The following is an 18577-nucleotide window of genomic DNA, read 5'->3' on the forward strand; positions in this document are numbered from 1 at the left end:
GTCAGGGGCCGGACGGGGCGGCCTCGGCGCGAACCCGGGTGGACGACAGCGCCCGGACCGGCGGCGGCGTCGGCTCGGCGGGCGAGGCGGCCCGCTCGGCGGCGCGGGCGATGTTGCGGGCCATGCCGCCGAAGATGAAGTGGTGGAACGGCGAGATGCACTGCCAGTACAGATGACCCGGCAGCCCGCGCGGGATGAACACGGCCCGCTGGTCGTAGCGGCACACATGCTCCGGGCTCAGCAGGTCGTGGTCGACCCGCAGTTCCAGCCAGGCCCGGCCGGGCAGCAGCATCTCGGCCCGCAGCCGCAGCAGCCGCCCGTGCTCGATCTCCTCGACCCGCCAGAAGTCCAGCGCCTCCCCGACGTAGATCTCCACCGGGTCGCGCCGTCCCCGGCGCAGTCCGACGCCGCCGATGACCCGGTCCAGCCAGCCCCGCATGATCCAGGCCAGCGGTGAGGAGTACCAGCCGGTCTCGCCGCCGATGCGGATGATGACGTTCCAGAGCGCGTCCGGCGGCGCGTGCACCCGGCGCGTCTTGTGATCGACGTAGACGCTGCCGCCCGACCAGTCCGGGTCGGTGGGCAGCGGATCGGCCGGTGCGCCCGTCCAGGTCGCGTTCGACCAGCGGGTCTCCACGTCGGCGTCGCGGATCTTGACCAGGGCCAGTTCCACCGCCTCGTCGAAGTCCTTCAGCCCTTCCGGCGGGTCGGGCACGAACCGCGCGATGTCGTGCTCGCGGCACACCGCCTCATGGATCAGGCTGGCGACCAGCGGTTTGGCGATGGCGCCGGGCACCGGTGTGACCAGGTTGACCCACTGCGAGCTGAGCCACGGCGTGAGCACCCCGACCGGCACGATGACCCGCGGGCGCAGCCCGGCGATGCGGGCATACCGGTCCATCATCTGGCGGTACGTCAGCACGTCGGGGCCGCCGATGTCGAACGACCGGCTCACCCGCTCCGGCACGCTCGCCCACTCCACGAGGTAGTGCAGCACGTCGCGGACCGCGATCGGCTGGATGCGGGTGCCCACCCAGCGGGGCGTGACCATGATCGGCAGCCGCTCGGTCAGGTAACGCAGCATCTCGAACGACGCCGACCCGGAGCCGATGATGACGGCCGCCCGCAGCGTCACCGTCGGCACCCCGGAGGCGGCCAGCAGGGTAGCCACCTCATCGCGGGAACGAAGGTGGGCCGAGGGCGGCTCACCGCCCGCCGTCGGATGCGGCTCCGGGCCGCCGAGGTAGACGATGCGCTTGACCCCGGCCAGGCGTGCCGCCTCGGCGAACGTGTGCGCGGCGCGCCGGTCGACGTCCTCGAAGTGTGGCGAGCCGAGCGAGTGGACCAGGTAGTAGGCCGTGTCGATGCCGTCCAGGGCCTCGCGGGTGGCGTCCAGGTCGAGCACGTCCGCCTCGACGATCTCCGCCCCGCTCGCCCAGGGCACGTCCCGCAGCCGCCCCGCCGACCGGGTCAGACACCGGACCTGATGCCCGGCCTCGATCAGGCGCGGCGCGAGCCGCCCGCCGATGTAGCCGGTCGCCCCGGTCACCAGAACCCGTGCCCGCCGCTCCGCCGCTCGCCGTGACATGCCTGAATTCTACGTTTTTGCGCCACTGGGCGGACCTCTGCGACGGATGCCGCGTCGAATTCGTCCCGCATTCCGGGCACGGGCACCGCGCAGTGGACATCGGTGACCGCGTGCCCGTTTCGGGACGCCGAAGTCAGGTCTGCGGGAGGGGCTGCCGGCTCGGCTGAGGCGGTGACGTCCAGGCGGTGGGCCCGGCCGCGCGGTACACCGTGGCGACGACCGCGAGCTGGAGCAGCAGTTCACCGACGTTGCCGAGCCAGAAGTGGGCGGCCCCGGCCCCGGCGGCGGCGAACATGGCGATCGCGCCGAGCAGCAGCCAGGGGAATCGGGCCGACCGCCAGACCAGGATGCCGATCATGACGAGCACGAGCATGGTGACGATCGCGGGGATCGGTGGCCCGGCGGTGGCGGCGTTGCCGTAGCGCAGGGTGTCGGCGTACTCCCGGGGTTCCAGGCGCAGGCCGACGATGTCGGACCCGACGCCCAGCGCGATCAGGGCGGTGACCAGCACACCTCCGGCGATGCGTACGGGCTGCCGGGCGAGCGCGGCGACGCCGAGCCGGGCGGCCAGCGCCGCGCCCGCGACGATCAGCAGCGGCGTGAACAGGGCGTGGATCCAGTAGCGCGGCGCGTTCACGGCTTCCAGGGCCGGGCCGAAGCCGATCAGCCGTCCGATCGCGACGGCGCCGCTGTCGTAGGCGAGGCCCGCGCAGATCACCGCGACGAGCACCGCGGCGGGTCCGGCGGCGGCTCGGCGGCGCAGTGCGAGCCCGGACAGGATCAGCATGCATACCGCGATCGACGCCATCAACACAGAGATCATCTGGGCCGCCCTGGTGTTTCGTAGATGGGAACACCGTTTCGTCAGTGGGAAAGCTAAACCTCCCCGCCCTGATGGCGCAAGGGTTTCCCAAGCCCGCCCGGAAACAGCTCCGGTCGGACGGTTGACAAGCCGGGTAACCGCTGACTTCATTGACGTATCGCTGGCGAGAACGTCGTTTCGTCTAGCGAAACAGAGGGAGAAGGGAGGTTCCATGCGAAGTAAGTGGGCGGTCGTCACCAGCAGTATCGCTGTCGTCGCCGCGCTGGGTCTGATCGAGGCCCCGGCACAGGCGTACGGACCGGCGGCGAACTCGCTGGGCTGCCGGCTCTACTTCGGCGACACGGGCACCGGCTCGTCACCGACCACCTGGAGCGACACGTTCGGGCTGACCCTGTCACCGGCCACGCCGGCACCGGGCCAGACCGTCACCGTGACGCTCACGGCCGCCGCCGGACCGCTCAACGGGCCCGCCCCGTTGTCCGCCGGTGACGTCCCGGTGGTCGCCACGGTGGCGCTCGGCGGCTCGCAGTCGGGCACGGTCACGCTGAACCTGGCGCCGTACCCGACGTCGGCCAAGGATCCGTACACGGCGCTCGGCGCGATCTCGGCGACAGGCACCTTCGTCGCCGGAACCGCCGGTGCGGCCACCGCCACGGTGACCCGGGTGAAGTTCGCCAACACCACCGCGGCGACGTACTGCTCCAACGCCGGGGACCGCGACCACAAGGCCGCACCCCAGGCCAGCACCATCGTCGAGGCGTTCAGCGTGTTCGACGGCTCGGCGACGGTCACCGCGGTGACCGGGCAGACCGTCACCACGCACGCCCGCGCGGGCAACACCGCCACCTTCGCGGTGACGGGCCTGGCACCCGGCGCGACGCTCACCGCCTCCCTGCGGGACGGCGCGGGCGCGGGCACGGGCGAAGGCTCCGGCACGGGCAGCACCAACGGGTCGGGAGCCGGAACGGGCACCATCGCCGTACCGGCGGGCGCCACCACCGGGGTCCGCAGCATCGCGGTCTCCGACGGCGTCAACACCGTCCTCGCGCCGATCACCATCCTGGGCACGCCCACCGTCTCCATCAACCCCGGTGGCGGCGGAGCGGGCACCTCGACGGCGGTGACCGGCACGAACTGGAACCCGGGCAGCACGGTGGCCATCCGCGGCTACCAGGCGCTGGCCGGACCCCCGCCGCCGAACCCGACCGGGGACGCACCCGTGAACATCACGGCCTCGGCCTCCGGCGGCATCAGCACCACCTACACCGTCAACGACCCCGCGACCGCGTACCTCGGCGCGTCGTCGGGGGTCGGCCCCGGCACACTCTTCGCCATCGCGAACTGGGCGGCCTCGGCCGACGCCTGCGTCGCGAAGACCGGCGCGGCGACGACCGGGACCTGCTCGCTGACGTACAACCTGTCGCAGACCGTCACCGCGGGCAACCTCGCGATGGCCCGCGCGGCGGGCAGCGGAAACATCACGCTGCCGGGCGTCACGCTCGACGGCACGGTCCACACCAGCACCGGAACGCTGCCGGTCATCACGGTGACGGACTACCGCGGCAGCACCTTCGGCTGGAGCCTGGTCGGCACGCTCACCGACTTCACCGGCACCCCCGGCGGCACCATCCCGAAGGCGAACCTGTCCTGGACCCCCGCCTGCGCCGGCACCGCCGGGGCGACCAACGCCGCCACCGCGGCCGCGGGCACGGCGGGACCGGTGGACGGCGCCACGCTGTGCTCGGCTCCGGCCGACGCGGCGGGCACCGGCGGCAGCTTCGACGCCTCCGCGGCGCTCGCCCTGACCGTGCCCGCGTACCAGCAGGCCGGTTCGTACACCGCGACGCTCACGATCACGCTGAGCTGAGCGGGAACCGGTGGGGGCGGGCGCTATCCGTCCCCACCGGCCCCCTGTATCCCACCACCCGGGGAGAGGCTGATGGCCAACTGGTCGCGTACGGCCGCGGTCGTGCTCGCCGCCGCGCTGCTCGCCGTCACGGCACCGGTCCCGGCCCACGCCGCGGGCAACGGCCGCTGGGCGGTCGTGCCGACGCCGCCCGACAAGCCCGGCCCCGCCCCCCGCCAGTACTTCTTCCTGGAGTCGCCGCCCGGCCGCACCGTCATCGACACGGTGCGCGTGGCGAACCTGACCGACCGCCCGATGACCCTGCGCCTGTACGGCGCGGACGCCTTCAACACCAGCGCCGACGGCGGGTTCGGGCTGCGCCCGCAGGCCGAGCGGCAGCAGGGCATCGGCGCGTGGACACAGCTGGGCCTGGCCGAGATCGTCGTGCCCGCCAAGCGCCAGACCGACATCCCGTTCACCATCACCGTCCCGCCGAACGCGTCACCCGGCGACCACGTCGGCGGCGTCGTCGCGGCCGAGGCCACGCCCAGCGGGCAGCTCGCCGAGGGCGGCCTGACGGTCGGCGTCACCCACGCCGTGGCGGCGCGCGTCTACCTGCGGGTCAGCGGCCCGACCGTGCCCGGCCTGGCCGTGCAGGACGTCGACGCCGACGCCGGGGAGCTGACCTACACGCTGGCCAACACCGGCAACATCCACCTGGTGCCCGCCCTCACGGTGACCTCGTCCGGCCTGTTCGGACACACCGTCACCGCGACCGGACCCGGCTCGCAGCCCGACCTGGTGCCCGGCGCGCGCACCCGCCTGCGGGCGGCGCTGCGCGGCACGTGGCCCGTCGACGTCGTCACCACCACGGTCACCGCCACCGCCGAGGGCGGCGTCACCGCCACCGGCTCGACGACCACGGTCACCGGCGTCTGGCCCGCGCTCGGCGTGCTCGCCCTGCTCGCCGCCGTCGCGTTCCTGCTGCTCCGCCGCCGCCGACGGGCCCGCCGCCCGCGCCCGCGAGGCCTGGCATGAAGCGCGTGGCCGCCGCCCTGATCGCGCTGCTGGCCGTGCTCGCGGTGCCGATTCCGGCGCGGGCCGACGGCTGGAGCGTGACGCTGTCCGCGCCCAAGGCCCGGCCCGGGGACACCGTGCGGGTGACGGGTGCCAACTGGCCCGCCGGGCGGCTGGTGCAGCTGGTCACGTGCGGGGAGCTGGCGCTGGGCGGGTCGGCGTCGTGCGACATGCGCGGCGCGCTGGCCACCGCCGTGAAGCCGGACGGCACGTTCTCCGTCGTGCTCACCGTCGGCGAGCCGCCCCGGCCCTGCCCGTGCGTGGTACATGCCGCGGCGGTGGGCAGCGGCGAGAGCGGGCACGTGGACACCCCGCTGGAGGTGTCCGGGCACCCGACGGGACCAGTGCCGGCGGCTCCGCGTACCCAGGCCCGGGTCGAGGTGGTCGAGGCGCGGCTGAGCGGGGGCGGGTCGGTGTCGGCCTGGTTCGGCGGGCCGCAGCACCGCACCCTGGTCTACACGGTGCGCAACGCCGGGGCGTCGACGCTGACCGGTGCCCCGCTGACGGTGCGTGTCGGCAACGGGCTCGACGCCGTGCCCACCCCGGCCAGCGGCGAGCTGCGGCCCGGCGAGACCCGCACGTACGAGGTCGCGGTCACGATCCCGTTCGCGGCGTTCGGGGCGTACCCCGTGACCGCCGAGCTGGGCGGGCTGGGGCAGGCGAAGGCGGTGCACCAGGCGTACCCGTGGGGGCTGGTGCTGCTCAACGTCGTCGGCGTCGCGCTGATCGTGTTCGGGGTGCTGCGGCTGGTCCGCCGCCGACGGCTGCGTGCCGCCGGGCCGGTGCTGGCCGTGGACGGGCCGATGCTGCTGCCCGCCGTGGTGCGGGTGCCGGAGCTGGGGGCGTACCTCGTCTTCGACGACGCGCCCGGCGCGGGCCGCATGCGCCGCCTCGCGGGTGGGCAGCTCGCCCCCGACGAGGTACGCCGCCTGCTGGAACGCGAGCCGCAGCAGCCGGACGCGGTCGTCGACCTGGCAGCGCTCGACGCCTACCTTGCCGTTCGCGAAAGAGGGTGACCCGTGGACAGATCTACGGCGCTGCGCGCCGTGGCCGCGACGGTGGTGGCGGCGGTGGCGTTCACCGGCTGCTCGGCCGTCATGCCGGGCGCGCTGGACCAGGGGCCGCCGGTGGCGCTGACCGGCACCGGGCCCGGCGTCACCGACAGCACCGTGAAGGTCGTCTTCGTCGGCGTCGACCTGGGCACCACCGGTAGCACCCTGGGTTTCCGCACCGCCGACGCGGGCGACCTCCCGGCACAGGTCAAAGCCCTGGAGGAGCACGTCAACGCCAACGGCGGCATCGCCGGGCGGCGCATGCAGGCGGTGTTCCGCTCGTACGAGGCCAGCAACGACTCCCCGGCCGCCGAGGAGAAGCTGTGCAACCAGATCACCCAGGACGACAAGGCGTTCGCCGTGGTGCTGACCGGGCAGTTCCAGTCCAACGCGCGCCCCTGCTACGCCTCGCGCGGCACGCTGATGCTCGACGCGACCCTGGTCCCCAACGACGACGCCACGTACGCGCGGCTGTCGCCGTACCTGTGGTCGGCCAGCTATCCCGGCTACGACGAGTTCGTCAGGGCGCTGCTGGCCTCGCTGGACGGCGAGGGCTTCTTCACCGGCGTCGACGCGGCGGGCGTGGTCGCCGCCGACACCCCGGTCAACCATGCCGTCTACGAGCGGCTGGCCGAGCCGGAGCTGCGCAGGCTCGGCGTCGCACCGGCCGTCTCCTGGGTCGACACCACCGACCTCGGCACCCTGAACGCCGGGCTCAACCAGGCCGTCGTCGACTTCCGCAGCCGTGGCATCAGCCGGGTGATGTTCCTCGGCGGGGCCCGGCTGGCGTCGTTCTTCCTGACCACGGCCGCCGCGCAGAGCTACACGGCCCGCTACGCGGTGTCCAGCTTCGACAACCCGGCGTTCCTGGTGAACAACCCCGGCACGATTCCGGTCGCGGCCCTGGACGGCATGGTCGGCATCGGCTTCAACCCGAGCCAGGACGTGCCCGACAGCGGGCTGCCGTTCCCCGGCGGCGACGCCGAGCGGGCCTGCCTGGACATCCTCGCCAAGGGCGGGCAGAGCTTCAAGACCAGGGAGAACGCCCGCGTCGCGGTCACCTACTGCGACGCCGCGCTGCTGCTGCACGCCGCCGCGGAGGACCTCGGCGCGAACCTCAACGCGGCCGCGTTCGCGCGGGCGGCCGCCGCGCTCGGGGACCGGTTCACTCCGGCGGCGGGCATGCGCGGGCTGCTCGGCGGGGACCGGCGGGCGGCGGGCGGCGGTTACCGGGTGCTGGCGTACGACACCGGGTGTTCGTGTTTCGCCTATCGCGGTGAGGAGAAGCGCTTTGCCGGCTGACGCGCTCTCGGCGACCGGGATCGACTGCTCGTACGGTCCGGTGCAGGTGCTGTTCGGGGTCGGCCTGCGGGTCGGGCCCGGCGAGATGGTGGGCCTGTGCGGCCCGAACGGGGTCGGCAAGTCCACGCTGCTGCGGGTGCTGTCCGGCCTGCACCGGCCCACGGCGGGCCGGGTCGAGCTGGGCGGCGCGGACGTCACCGGGGTCTCGGCGGTGCGCCGGGTGCGGCTGGGCCTGTCCACCGTCGTGGGCCAGGCCGCGTTCGGCTCGCTGTCCGTGCTGGACAACCTGCGCCTGCACGGGTACGCCATGCCGCCCGCCCAGGTCCGCGACGCCGTCGACGCCGCCCTGGCCGTGTTCCCGCGCCTGGCGCAGCGCGCGCACCAGCCCGCCTCGGCGCTGTCCGGCGGCGAGCGGCAGATGCTGGTGCTCGCCAAGACCCTGATCCAGCGCCCGCGCGTGCTGCTCGTCGACGAGCTGTCGCTCGGCCTGGCCCCGATCGTCGTCGGCGGCCTGCTGGAGCTGCTGCGGCGGCTCAACGCGACGGGCGTGGCGATCCTGGTCGTCGAGCAGTCGGTGAACGTGGCGCTGTCGCTGGTCGACCGGATCTGCTTCATGGAACGGGGCATGATCGCCGCCGAGCACCGCCCCGAGGACCTGCGCGCGCAGCCCGAGCTGGTGCGCTCGCTGATGCTGGGCGGTCACGCATGATCGACCCGATCGTCCTGGGCCTGTTCACCGGCCTCACGTACGGCCTGCTGGCGGTGGGCCTGGTGCTGGTGTACCGGTCGAGCCGCTTCCTCAACTTCGCCCACGGCTCGGTCGGCGTCTTCGGCGCGGCCGTGCTCAGCCAGCTGGTCACCGGTGCCGCGGTGCCGTACTGGGTGGCGTTCCCACTGGCCATGACGGTCTCGGCGGGCGTCTCCGCGCTGATCGAGGTCGCCGTCGTACGCCGCCTGCGCGGGCGGCCCGGGGTCACCGGGATGATCGCCACGCTGGGGCTGTCGCAGTTCGTGCTGGTCCTCGCGCTGCTGGTGAGCAGTCAGGGGCTGAACGGGCTGACCTTCCCGAAGCCGCCGGGCATGCCGTCGTTCACGCTCGGGCGCACCCCGGTCGGGCCCGCGTTCACGGCCATGGCGCTGCTGGCCCCGCTGCTGCTGGGCGGCCTGGCGCTGTTCCTGCGGCGCAGCCGGTTCGGCCTGGCGGTCCGCGCCGGGGCCGACGCGCCGGACACCGCACAGCTCAACGGCATCCCGGCGGCGCGCATGACGACGCTGGCCTGGGCGATGGCCGGTGCCGTCGCGGCGTTCTCGGCGATCCTGGTGACGCCCACCCAGGGCGCGCAGTCGATCGACACCCTCGGGCCCGAACTGCTGCTGCGCGGCCTGGCCGGGGCGGTGGCGGCGCGGATGGCCTCGCTGCCGGTCGCGTTCGCGGCCTGCCTCGGTGTCGGCGTCGGCGAGCAGGTGCTGTTGTCGATGGGCGCGGGCCGGGGCGGGGTGTCGCTGGCGCTGGCGCTGTTCATCCTGGTGGCGCTGCTGGTCCAGCCGCAGCTCGGCCGCCGCGACGGCGGGCAGGCCCGCTGGCCGCGCGCCGTGCCCGCACCCGCGTCCCTGGCCGGACGGGTCCTGGCGGGGCTCGCCCTGCTGGCGGCGGCCGGGGCGGCCTACCTGGTCACCAACGAGACCGCGTCGGCGCTGACCACCGTGGCCGGGTTCGCGGTCGTCGGCCTGTCCGTGCTGCTGGTGACCGGCCTTGCCGGGGAGCTGTCGCTCGGGCAGTTCGCGTTCGCGGGCATCGGCGCGGCGGTGTCGCTGCACGTGGCCGGATCCACCGGGAACTTCTTCACCGGCGCGGTCGCCGGATGCGCTGCCGCTGCCGGGGCGGCCGTGCTGGTGGGGCTGCCCGCGCTGCGGCTGCGGGGTATCGCGCTGGCGGCCACCACGCTGGCGTTCGCGCTGGCCGCCGAGGCGTGGCTGCTGCGACTGCCGTGGCTGCTCGGCGACGGGATCAGCGCGCCCAAGCCGGTGTGGACCGGGTACGCGCTGGTGCTGGCCAAGGACTACTACCTGTTCGCGCTGCTGATGCTGGTGCTCGCGCTCTGGCTGGCGCACCGGCTGCGGGCCGGTGGCTTCGGCCGGGTGGTGCTGGCGCTGCGCGACAACGAGGACGCGGCCCGCGCGCTGGGCGTGCCCGCGCCGCGCCGCAAACTCCAGCTGTACGCGGCGGCAGGCGCGCTGGCCGGGCTCGGCGGCGTCGTCATCGGGCACGGTCAGACGCAGGTCACCGTGAACAGCTTCCCGGCGGCGGCCGGGATCGACGTGGTCGCGCTGACCGTGGTCGGCGGCCTCGGCCTGCTCGGCGGCTCGATCCTCGGCGCGCTGCTCCTGGTCGGCCTGCCCGGCCTCGTGGAACTCGGCATCTTCGGCCAGGCCGCGCTGACCCTGGGCTGGCTACTGGTCATCGTGACCATGCCAGGCGGCCTCGGCGAACCCCTGGCCCGCCTGGTCGGCCGGCTACCCGGCAGGCAGCGGTCACGCGTCGAGTCGCCTGGCGGGCGGCGCGGGTGGCGCTCACGCGTGGCCCGGCTGCTGCCCGGCGGACGGTGGCCCTTGGACGACGATGATCGCCGCTTGAGGTCGAAACCTGCGGTCTCACCTGAGGTTTTGACCCGAGACGGCGATCTTCCGGGTGGGGCCTCGGCGGGCGGTAGCTCGACGGGTGCGGGCGGTGGTGCGGGCGCGGTGAGGGCGGTGCGGTTGCCGCGGCGGGCGGTGCCGGTCGTGGTCGGGGCGGGGGCGCTGTTGGAGGCGCGGGGGGTTGCGCGGGCGTTCGGTGGGGTGCGGGCCGTTGGCGGGGTCGATCTCGCGGTGGGGGCCGGGGAGGTCGTGGGGATCATCGGGCCGAATGGGGCGGGCAAGACGACGCTGTTCGAGATCCTGGCCGGGTTCACGCGGCCGGATCAGGGGCGGGTGGCGTTCGCGGGGCGGGACGTGACCGGGTGGAGTCCGCAGCGGCGGGCCGGGCTGGGGCTGGTGCGGTCGTTCCAGGACGCGCGGCTGTTTCCGACGCTGACGGTGCGGGAGTCGCTGCTGGTCGCGGGGGAGCGGCTCGCGCCGACCGGGTTGCTGACCGCCGCGCTCGGCGGGCGTGGGCCGCAGCGGCGGCAGGAGGCGCTGGCCGGGGACCTGGTCGACCTGTTCGGGCTCGCGGCGTACGCGCAGAGGCAGGTGGGGGAGCTGTCCACCGGGACGCGCCGCACGGTCGAGCTGGCCTGCCTGCTGGCGCTGGAGCCGTCGCTGCTGCTGCTCGACGAACCGTCGTCGGGGGTGTCGCAGGCCGACGGGGTGGCGCTGGCCGACCTGCTGACCAGGGTGAACCAGGAGCTCGGCGTGGCGCTGCTGGTCATCGAGCACGATCTGCCGCTGCTGTCGCGGCTCGCGACCCGGATGGTCGCCATGGACTCCGGCCGGGTCATCGCCGACGGCACACCCGACCAGGTACGCACCCATCCCGCCGTGGTCGCCGCGTACCTCGGCGCCGATACCGCCGCGGTGCACCGATCAGGTGCCCCCGTCTGAAGGAGGTTCCCATGTGGAGAGCACGTGCGGTCGCGGTCGTCGCCGTCCTGGCGGTGTCCGTGCCGATGATCGCGTCACCGGCCGCCGCGAAACCGGTGCTGACGCTGAGCAAGGCGACCGGGCTCAGCGACGGTACGTCGATCACGGTCAACGGTTCGGGGTTCACCGCGAACCTCAAGCAGATCGCGATCGGGCAGTGCATCGCCGAGGTGAAGGGCCCGACCGACTGCAATCTCGCGGGCGGGGCGCAGTTCGTCAACGCCGACGCCAGCGGGAAGATCCCCTCGGTGACGTTGCGGGTGGCGAAGAAGTTCGGCTCGTTCGACTGCACCACGCGCCAATGCGTCATCGCGGCGCAGATCCTGCCGTCGTCGGCCTCGGACGACATCGTCAAGGCCAACGCCACCAGCACGAAGATCTCTTTCGGGAGTACGGGCGGCAGTTCGCCCGCGCCGCAGTCGCCGGGCGGCACGCTGGCCAAGACCGGGCCGGGCGACGAGCACTGGGTGATCGTGCTGGCGGGCACCGCGCTGCTGCTGCCCGGCATCGGGTTCCTGCTGCTCATGCCGCGCCGCAGGCGAGCGGTCACCGGCTGACAGGAAAGCGGGAGCCGTCAGGTCGACGGCTCCCGCTCGGACGTTGTCAGCTGGCGTAGGTCTCGAACTCGGCGACCTTCGGCGTGGCCGACGAGCTGGTGATGCGCAGGGTGACCTTCGTCGTCGAGGTGGCGGTGAAGGTGATCGTGCCCGCGCCGCTGCCCGACTTCAGGACCGCGCCGTTGGCCCCGTTGAGCAGCTGCCACGACCCGATGGCACCGGTGGAGCCGGACGCCTCGCGGATGATGACCCGCGACACCGACTTGGCGGAACTCCACTTGACCGAGATGTCACCGGTCGCGCCGGAAGGCGACCAGAACGTGGTCAGGCTGCCGTCCTTCACGTTGCCGTAGCTGGTGCCGCTGGCCTTGCTGGAGCCGTCGGCACCGGCGTCGGAGGCGAGGCTGAGGTTGGTGCCGCTCGGCGGCTGCGGGCTGCTGCTCGGCGAGGCCGACGGCTGCGCCGACGGGCTGGTGCTCGCCGACGGGCGCGGGGTGGGGCTGCTGGTCGGGCCCGCGCTCGGCGAGACCGGGGTGCAGCTGCCGTTGGACACCTGCAGGCCCTTGTTGGCACCCGCCGTCGCGGCGACGACGCTGGGCACGCAGCTCGCCGCGTCCAGGGTGTACGCGTACGGGATGCTGACGGTCGTGTTGGACACCACGTTCGGACCGGCGGGCCGGTTGTCGGTGCCGGGCGAGGACCAGGTCACGTTGTCGAAGATGTTGCCGGAGACCTGCCACGAGCCCAGCTCGCTGGTGTAGAACGTGCCGAGCACGTCCTTGGAGTCCTTGAAGTAGTTGTTGTCCACCTTGGCCTTCGCGCCGGCCCGGGAGTTGATGCCCGACTCGTGCAGGTTCACGTAGTGGTTGTTGTACATGTGCGCGATACCGCCGCGCAGCAGCGGCGTACGCGAGTCGATGTTGCTGTACAGGTTGTGGTGGAACGTGATGAAGCCGTTGCCGGTGTCGCTCTCGCTGGAGCCGATCAGGCCGCCGCGGCCGGAGTTGCGCAGGATGGCGTAGGACAGCGTCACGTACTGGACGTCGTCCTTCATGTCGAACAGGCCGTCGTAGCCCTCCGACTCGCCGCCGGAGGCCTCCAGCGTGACGTGGTCGACCCAGACCCGGCGCACGCTGCTCTCCATGCCGATGGCGTCGCCGCCGTTGGACAGGGGCGAGCCCGACTTCTTGACGTTCCGGACGGTCACGTTCTGGATGATGATGTTGCTGGAGTCCCGGATGTGGATGCCCAGCTGGTCGAAGATCGCGCCGCCGCCGACCCCGATGATCGTGACGTTGCTGATCTCCTTGAGCTCGATCTTGTCCGCGGCGGTGTTGCAGCTGTTGCCGGACACCTTGGTGGTGTTGCCGTGGTTGATCGTCCCGGAGACCTGGATGATGATCGGGGTGCTGCTGCTGGCCCGGTTGCACAGGGCCGCGTGGATCGCGGTGCCGGTGGAGGCCGACACCGTCGCGCCGCCCGCGCCGCCGGTCGTGCCGCCGTTCTGGGTGGCGTAGCCGGTGACACCGCCGGTCGCGGCCACGGCCTGGGGGGCCTGCAGGGCCACGCCCACCGCGGCCACCACGGCCGTGCTGGCCAGTGCGGCCGGGAGCCGCCATCCGAGTCGTCGTTTCATCGTCGTCTCGCTTTCGTGTTCGGTCGCGGAGGTACGCCGCGGGTGATGGTCGACGCGGCGGGTCGGCGAGGCTACGGGCCTGTCGCCTGTGCCGGCGGGTCGCGGATCGACCTGGGGGAGGGGTGCTGTTGTCGCGATGGATCGGACCTCGGTGCCGTCGCGGCCAGGAATCGGGCCTTCGAGGCCGGCGGCGGCTGCGCTCGTGCCGAACCGTCGGGGTCGCGGGCTGCCGTCTCGAGCCGGAGCCGCCCGATCGGGGAACGGCCGGGCGCCGGTAGCCACGCGCCCCGGTCACGACCGGCGGGAGGCCCGTTCCGCCGGCGCTTCGGGAAAGCGCATTCCCTAACACGGTGCAGTCCGGACGAGACGAAGTCAATGGATCACCGTTTGCAGGATTGTTGCAGCGTCGGCCGGTTGCACGCCCCGCGATCCATTGACGATCGTCCGCAGACCCGCTGCCGGTCCCGAGGCGAAGATCGCCGTTTCAGGTCGAAAAGTGCGGCCAGACCTCACCTTTCGACCTGAAACGGCGATCTTCGGCCGCAGGCCGCTTCGCAGGGCGCCGGGTAGGGCGGTTACCAGCGGCGGTCGAGGTGGAGGGGGCCGCGGGGGCGTAGGGCGATGGCGGCGGAGGGGGTGGGGTCGCCCTCTAGCTGGGCTAGTTTGGCGTCGGACCAGGGGCGCAGGGCGGCGAGCAGCATGGCTCGGGCCAGGTGCGCGCCGAGGCAGGTGCGCCGTCCGGCGCTGAACGGCAGGAAACCCCACGCGGGACGGCCGTCGTCGAAGCGTTCCGGCCGGAACGCGTGCGGGTCGGGCCACAGCCGAGGGTCGCGGTGGGTGAGCAGGGGCGAGTACAGCACCAGGGTGTTCGCGGGCAGGTGGACGCCGCTGGCGGTGGTGTCGCGGGCGGTGACGCGGCTGCCGAGCCACCCGGCCGGGTACAGGCGCAGGATCTCGTCGAGCACCTGCCCGAGCGTGTCGGCCTGCCGCCACTCGGGCGCACCGGCCAGGTGCCACAGCGCCCAGGCGAGGGTGTGCGCCGTGGTGTCGTATCCGGCGGCGAGCCCGACCCGGATCTCGGCGACCGCGCCGTCCATCCCGGACATGGCCTCGGCGAGGCTGCCCGGCGGCGGGTCGGCGAGGATCGCGGCGATGGCGGCGTCGAGGCGGCGGAACAGCAGCGGGCGCGGGATCATCGGGCCGGGCGCGGCGCGTTGCAGCGGGTGCAGGAAGTCGGCCAGCAGCCGATCGGGCATGGTGTTGGCGAAGAACGCGGCGTTGAGCATCCGGCGCACCACGTCGCTGGCCCAGCCCAGCGCCTCGAACCGGCCGGTGGGCAGGTCGGCACGCCCCACCAGGTCGAGGCGTTCGAGCAGGTGGTCCAGGGCGCGCGCGTGGAAGTGCGGGTTGAGTTCCTTGCGGCGCGGATCGTGCTCGGGGTTGTCCTGGTACACCACGCCCGCCGACAGGTACGGGGTGAGCCCGCTGAGGCTGCCGATACTGCGGAAGGTGTCCAGGTCGCCGAGCACGGCCCGGTTCCAGTCGGGGGTGTACCCGACCACGGCGGTGCGCCACAGCCGCAGCCGGAACACGTCACCGGTGCGCGCCCCGTCCTGCAGCAGCCGGACCGGGTTCGTGGACCAGCGCCACAGGTGGCCGAGCAGGGGCGTGCCCGCGGGGGAGGGGAGGCTCACCGGTACTCCCGTCCCTTCCAGACGGCGGTGCGGCGCAGCGCGGTCAGGTAGACGGGCACGGCGGCGGGCGCGGTGAACGGCACCAGCGCCGCTTCGGCGTACGCGCCGCGCCCGGTCTTCGCGTTGGACAGCACCCGTTCGGCGAGCCCGAGCAGCGCTGCGGCCCGCCAGGCTCCGCCGCGCCGCCACAGCAGCCAGGGCAGCGTGTACGCGGTCACGTTCCAGGCGAAACTGGCCGCCAGCAGCACGTCGCTGCCCCCGTGCGCGGCCCGCATGCTCTTGCCGACCCCGCGTACGGCGCTGCGGTAGCCGTCGTACATCCGGGTGCTGACCAGGTCGCCGCCGAGCGCGAGCCCCAGTTTGAGGCCCTTGCGGCGGCTGAGCCGGGCCAGCTCCAGGTCCTCGACGATCTCCCCGGCGACGGCCGCGTGCCCGCCGACGTGCTCGTACGCGGCGCGCCGGAACGCCAGCAGCTGCCCGTTGGCCACGGCGGCGGCCCGGATCGGCAGGTCGAGCAGCTGGTGCGGCAGGAAGCCGAGCAGGTTCTCGTCGATCAGCGGGACCAGGAAGCGCTCGCCGAGGGTGCCGGTCTGCTGGCGCGGGAACACTGAGAACACGTCGGCGCGCTGGCGGCGCACCTGCGTCCAGACCGCGTCGAGCGCGCCGGGCCGCAGTGTCACGTCGGCGTCCAGGTAGACCAGCAGGTCCCCGGTCGCGGCCCGGGCGAGCTGGTGGCAGGCCCAGTTCTTGCCGATCCAGCCGTCGGGCCGGGGCGTGCCGGTGATCAGCTTCAGGCGCGGGTCGTCGAAACCCGCCACGATCCGCGCGGTGCCGTCGGTCGAGCCGTCGTCCAGGACCAGGATCTCCTCGGCGGGCTGCGCCAGCAGGCCCGGCAGGGTGTACGGCAGCCGGGCGGCCTCGTCCCGCGCGGGCACCAGCAGCGACGTACGCGGCCGGCCGGACGTGGACTGCCCGCGCGCCAGCACCGGGAACGAGCGCGTATTGCTCACCAGCCCGGCCGTCTTGACCAGGTGGAAGCCGGTGACGGCGGTGCTCAGGAGGCCCACGGCGCGGCCCCCTGCACGGCGTCGATGCGCTCGTCGGCGCTGCGCCGCCCGGTCAGCACCCGGCGGAAGCTGGCCAGCGGCCGCCGGGGCTCGGCGGCGGCGAGCTGGCTGTCCAGGGCGGACAGGTCGGCGGCGAGGGTGTCGGTGAGCAGCTCGGTGACCTGGTCGTCACGGCCGCGCCGGGTCACCTCGGTGCAGGAGACGTACGCCTCGGGCTTGGTCTGCCCGCGCAGCACCACCCGGACCGCGACCGCGTAGAGCGGTACCCGCGCCTGGCGGGCGTACCAGGCCGCGCCGGGCGACAGCGGGCCGGGCGGGCCCGCCGGGCGCAACTCGCCCTCGGGGTAGATCACCAGGGAGCGGCCGTCGGCGAGCAGCCGCAGGCCGGTGCGGGGTTCGGCGGTGCCGAACACGCCGACCCGGCGCATGAACCGGTACCGGGCCAGGTTGTCCTGCTGCATGACCAGGCACGCCTGATGCTGCGAGCGGTCCAGCACGACGGACGCCACGAACGGGTCCCACCAGCTGTGGTGGTTGGCGGCCCAGACGAACGGGCCGCGGGGCAGGCCGCCGCGCAGCCATACCCCACGCAGGTCGCGCCGGACCATGTACGTGAAGCCGCGGCGCAGGAACGCGCCCACCGGGTCAGCCATCACGGGCCTCGCCCTCGGCGGGCGTACGGCCGCGCTGGCGCTGCCAGAGCAGCAGGGTCAGCGTGATCAGGGCCAGGCCGAAACCGTAGTCCTCGACCGGGATGTGCCACGGCGCGCGCAGACCGCTGATCTGCTCCTCGGCGTAGTGCACGACGGTCGCGTCGGGCCGGGTCAGCCAGCCGTCGACCGGCACCATGAACGCCAGCGAGATCGCCACGGTCACCCAGTACCGGACCGTACGCAGCAGACCGGTGCGCAGCACGGCGAGCTCCAGCCCCACCACGGCCACCGGAGCGGCGACGGCGGCGATCGTGTACTCAGCGGCCACGGCTGCTCCCGGTGGCGGGCAGCTGCGGCTGAGCGGGCTCCCCGTCGGTGGCGCGGCGGTGCGTCGACCGGGCCTCACGGGCGCGGCGCAGCAGCTGCGGGCCGCGGCCCAGCACCTCGAAGGTGAGCAGCGCACACAGCGGCACGACCAGGAAGAACAGCCACTCCTCCCACGGTAGGCCCGCGAGGATCACGCCGGTGGTGTACCGCTCGGAGAACCACCAGTGGCCGCGCGCGACGGCGATCAGGTCCCAGAGCGCGAACACGGCCACGACCGGCGCCAGCGCGAGGAGCAGCCGCCGTGGCTGCCGGTAGACGCGCGCGCCGAGGACCAGCTCCAGCGGCAGCGTCACGGCGACGCAGGCGGCCAGGATCAACAGGTAGCGCAGTGGGTCCATCAGCTCGCCCGCTCCGGCGCGCGGGGCGTCGCGATCGGGGTGCCGGCGGGGGTGAGCAGGCAGCGGGCGGCTACCTGCAACCGGCGGCGGGTGGGCACGGTCGCGCGGCGGGCGAACACGTCGAGATCGGCGCGCTCGATCTCGTCGAGGATGCCGCCGTACAGGTGGAACGCGGTGCGGATGCAGGCCTGGGAGGTCGGCGCGAGCATGGTGACGCCGGGTGCGGCGGCGGCGTAGTGCTCCCGCGCCCGGACGATCTCGTACCGGACCAGTTCGCGGATCGCCGTGGTGGCGGTGCCGCGCGCGGCGGCCTGGTACAGCTCGGCCGGGCTCACCCCGAACGTGCGCAGGTCGCGCTGGGGCAGGTAGATCCGTCCCCGCTGCAGGTCCTCGCCGATGTCGCGGAGGAAGTTGGTCAGCTGGAAGGCCAGGCCGAGCTGGCGGGCGGGTTCGCGGGCCGCGGCGGCGTTCTCCGGCTCCAGGATGGGCAGCATCATCGTGCCGATGACCGCGGCGGAGCCCTCCATGTAGTCGAGCAGGTCGTCGTAGTCGGCGTACTCGGTGACTTCGAGGTCCATGGCCATGCTGCGCAGGAACGACGCGAAGTCGGCGCGGTCCATGTCGTAGCGCTCGATGGTGTGCAGCACCGCGGGCAGCAGCGGGTCGTCGACCCGGGCCCCGTGCAGGCCCGCCACGAAGCGGTCGGACCACTCGCGCAGCCGGGCGGCGCGCTCGGCGGGCGGCAGGTCGTCGGTGCTGTCGACGATCTCGTCGGCGTAGCGGGTGAAGCCGTACAGGGCGTGCACGTGGGGGCGCTTGGCGGCCGGGAGCAGGCGGGTGGCCAGGTAGTAGGTGCGGCCGTGGTGGCGGTGCAGCTGCCGGCAGCGCTCGTACGCCGCGGCGAGTTCAGGCTCCACGGGGCTCTCCTGTCAGAAAAAT

Annotated in this window: 16 protein-coding genes; 7 read left to right on the plus strand and 9 right to left on the minus strand. The window is 73.6% G+C overall.

Annotation, left to right across the window (positions count from 1 at the left end; genetic code table 11):
* Position 1 precedes the first annotated feature (1 nt).
* Both HAV40_RS32750 and HAV40_RS32755 read right to left on the minus strand, forming a co-directional pair.
* Positions 2-1588, minus strand: coding sequence for an SDR family oxidoreductase (locus tag HAV40_RS32750; RefSeq protein WP_166388156.1), 1587 nt, complete (start codon positions 1586-1588; stop codon positions 2-4).
* 133 nt (positions 1589-1721) lie between these two features.
* A complete protein-coding gene (locus HAV40_RS32755; RefSeq protein WP_166388157.1) occupies positions 1722-2411 on the minus strand; it encodes a hypothetical protein in 690 nt (229 codons plus the stop codon).
* Positions 2412-2622: 211 nt separating this feature from the next.
* Here HAV40_RS32755 and HAV40_RS32760 point away from each other — a divergent pair, with 211 nt between their 5' ends.
* The 7 genes from HAV40_RS32760 to HAV40_RS32790 all read left to right on the plus strand — a co-directional run bounded on the left by HAV40_RS32760 (position 2623) and on the right by HAV40_RS32790 (position 11863).
* Positions 2623-4278 (plus strand): WxL domain-containing protein, encoded by a 1656-nt coding sequence (locus HAV40_RS32760; RefSeq protein WP_166388158.1) that lies wholly within the window; start codon positions 2623-2625, stop codon positions 4276-4278.
* A gap of 72 nt (positions 4279-4350) precedes the next feature.
* Positions 4351-5295 (plus strand): WxL protein peptidoglycan domain-containing protein, encoded by a 945-nt coding sequence (locus tag HAV40_RS32765; RefSeq protein ID WP_166388159.1) that lies wholly within the window; start codon positions 4351-4353, stop codon positions 5293-5295.
* Positions 5292-6350: a COG1361 family protein gene (locus HAV40_RS32770; protein WP_166388160.1), complete on the plus strand. Its 1059-nt coding sequence runs from the start codon at positions 5292-5294 to the stop codon at positions 6348-6350. The genes HAV40_RS32765 and HAV40_RS32770 overlap by 4 nt, the downstream gene beginning before the upstream one ends.
* A 3-nt stretch (positions 6351-6353) precedes the next feature.
* A complete protein-coding gene (locus tag HAV40_RS32775; protein WP_166388161.1) occupies positions 6354-7688 on the plus strand; it encodes a type 1 periplasmic-binding domain-containing protein in 1335 nt (444 codons plus the stop codon).
* Complete coding sequence (locus tag HAV40_RS32780; protein ID WP_166388162.1) at positions 7678-8397, plus strand: ABC transporter ATP-binding protein; 720 nt, start codon at positions 7678-7680, stop codon at positions 8395-8397. The genes HAV40_RS32775 and HAV40_RS32780 overlap by 11 nt, the downstream gene beginning before the upstream one ends.
* Positions 8394-11267, plus strand: a complete 2874-nt coding sequence (locus HAV40_RS39010; RefSeq protein ID WP_166388163.1) for an ABC transporter permease subunit — start codon at positions 8394-8396, stop codon at positions 11265-11267. The genes HAV40_RS32780 and HAV40_RS39010 overlap by 4 nt, the downstream gene beginning before the upstream one ends.
* Positions 11268-11278: 11 nt before the next feature.
* Positions 11279-11863 (plus strand): neocarzinostatin apoprotein domain-containing protein, encoded by a 585-nt coding sequence (locus HAV40_RS32790; protein ID WP_166388164.1) that lies wholly within the window; start codon positions 11279-11281, stop codon positions 11861-11863.
* Positions 11864-11909: 46 nt separating this feature from the next.
* On the opposite strand, the gene HAV40_RS32795 is transcribed toward HAV40_RS32790, so the two are convergent.
* The 7 genes from HAV40_RS32795 to HAV40_RS32825 form a co-directional block, all read right to left on the minus strand.
* Positions 11910-13499 (minus strand): pectate lyase family protein, encoded by a 1590-nt coding sequence (locus HAV40_RS32795; RefSeq protein ID WP_166388165.1) that lies wholly within the window; start codon positions 13497-13499, stop codon positions 11910-11912.
* Positions 13500-14074: 575 nt separating this feature from the next.
* Positions 14075-15193: a cytochrome P450 gene (locus HAV40_RS32800; RefSeq protein WP_166388166.1), complete on the minus strand. Its 1119-nt coding sequence runs from the start codon at positions 15191-15193 to the stop codon at positions 14075-14077.
* Positions 15190-16260, minus strand: coding sequence for a glycosyltransferase family 2 protein (locus HAV40_RS32805; protein WP_166388167.1), 1071 nt, complete (start codon positions 16258-16260; stop codon positions 15190-15192). The genes HAV40_RS32800 and HAV40_RS32805 overlap by 4 nt, the downstream gene beginning before the upstream one ends.
* Positions 16248-16913 (minus strand): lysophospholipid acyltransferase family protein, encoded by a 666-nt coding sequence (locus tag HAV40_RS32810; protein WP_166388168.1) that lies wholly within the window; start codon positions 16911-16913, stop codon positions 16248-16250. The genes HAV40_RS32805 and HAV40_RS32810 overlap by 13 nt, the downstream gene beginning before the upstream one ends.
* On the minus strand, positions 16906-17241 hold the full coding sequence (locus tag HAV40_RS32815) for a lycopene cyclase domain-containing protein (RefSeq protein ID WP_166388169.1): 336 nt from the start codon (positions 17239-17241) through the stop codon (positions 16906-16908). Before HAV40_RS32815 ends, HAV40_RS32810 begins: the two co-directional genes overlap by 8 nt.
* Complete coding sequence (locus HAV40_RS32820; protein WP_166388170.1) at positions 17231-17638, minus strand: lycopene cyclase domain-containing protein; 408 nt, start codon at positions 17636-17638, stop codon at positions 17231-17233. Before HAV40_RS32820 ends, HAV40_RS32815 begins: the two co-directional genes overlap by 11 nt.
* A complete protein-coding gene (locus HAV40_RS32825; RefSeq protein ID WP_166388171.1) occupies positions 17638-18555 on the minus strand; it encodes a phytoene/squalene synthase family protein in 918 nt (305 codons plus the stop codon). Before HAV40_RS32825 ends, HAV40_RS32820 begins: the two co-directional genes overlap by 1 nt.
* Between the last annotated feature and the right edge of the window lie 22 nt (positions 18556-18577).

This window comes from Catellatospora methionotrophica (genome assembly GCF_011297335.1).
GTDB lineage: Bacteria > Actinomycetota > Actinomycetes > Mycobacteriales > Micromonosporaceae > Catellatospora > Catellatospora methionotrophica.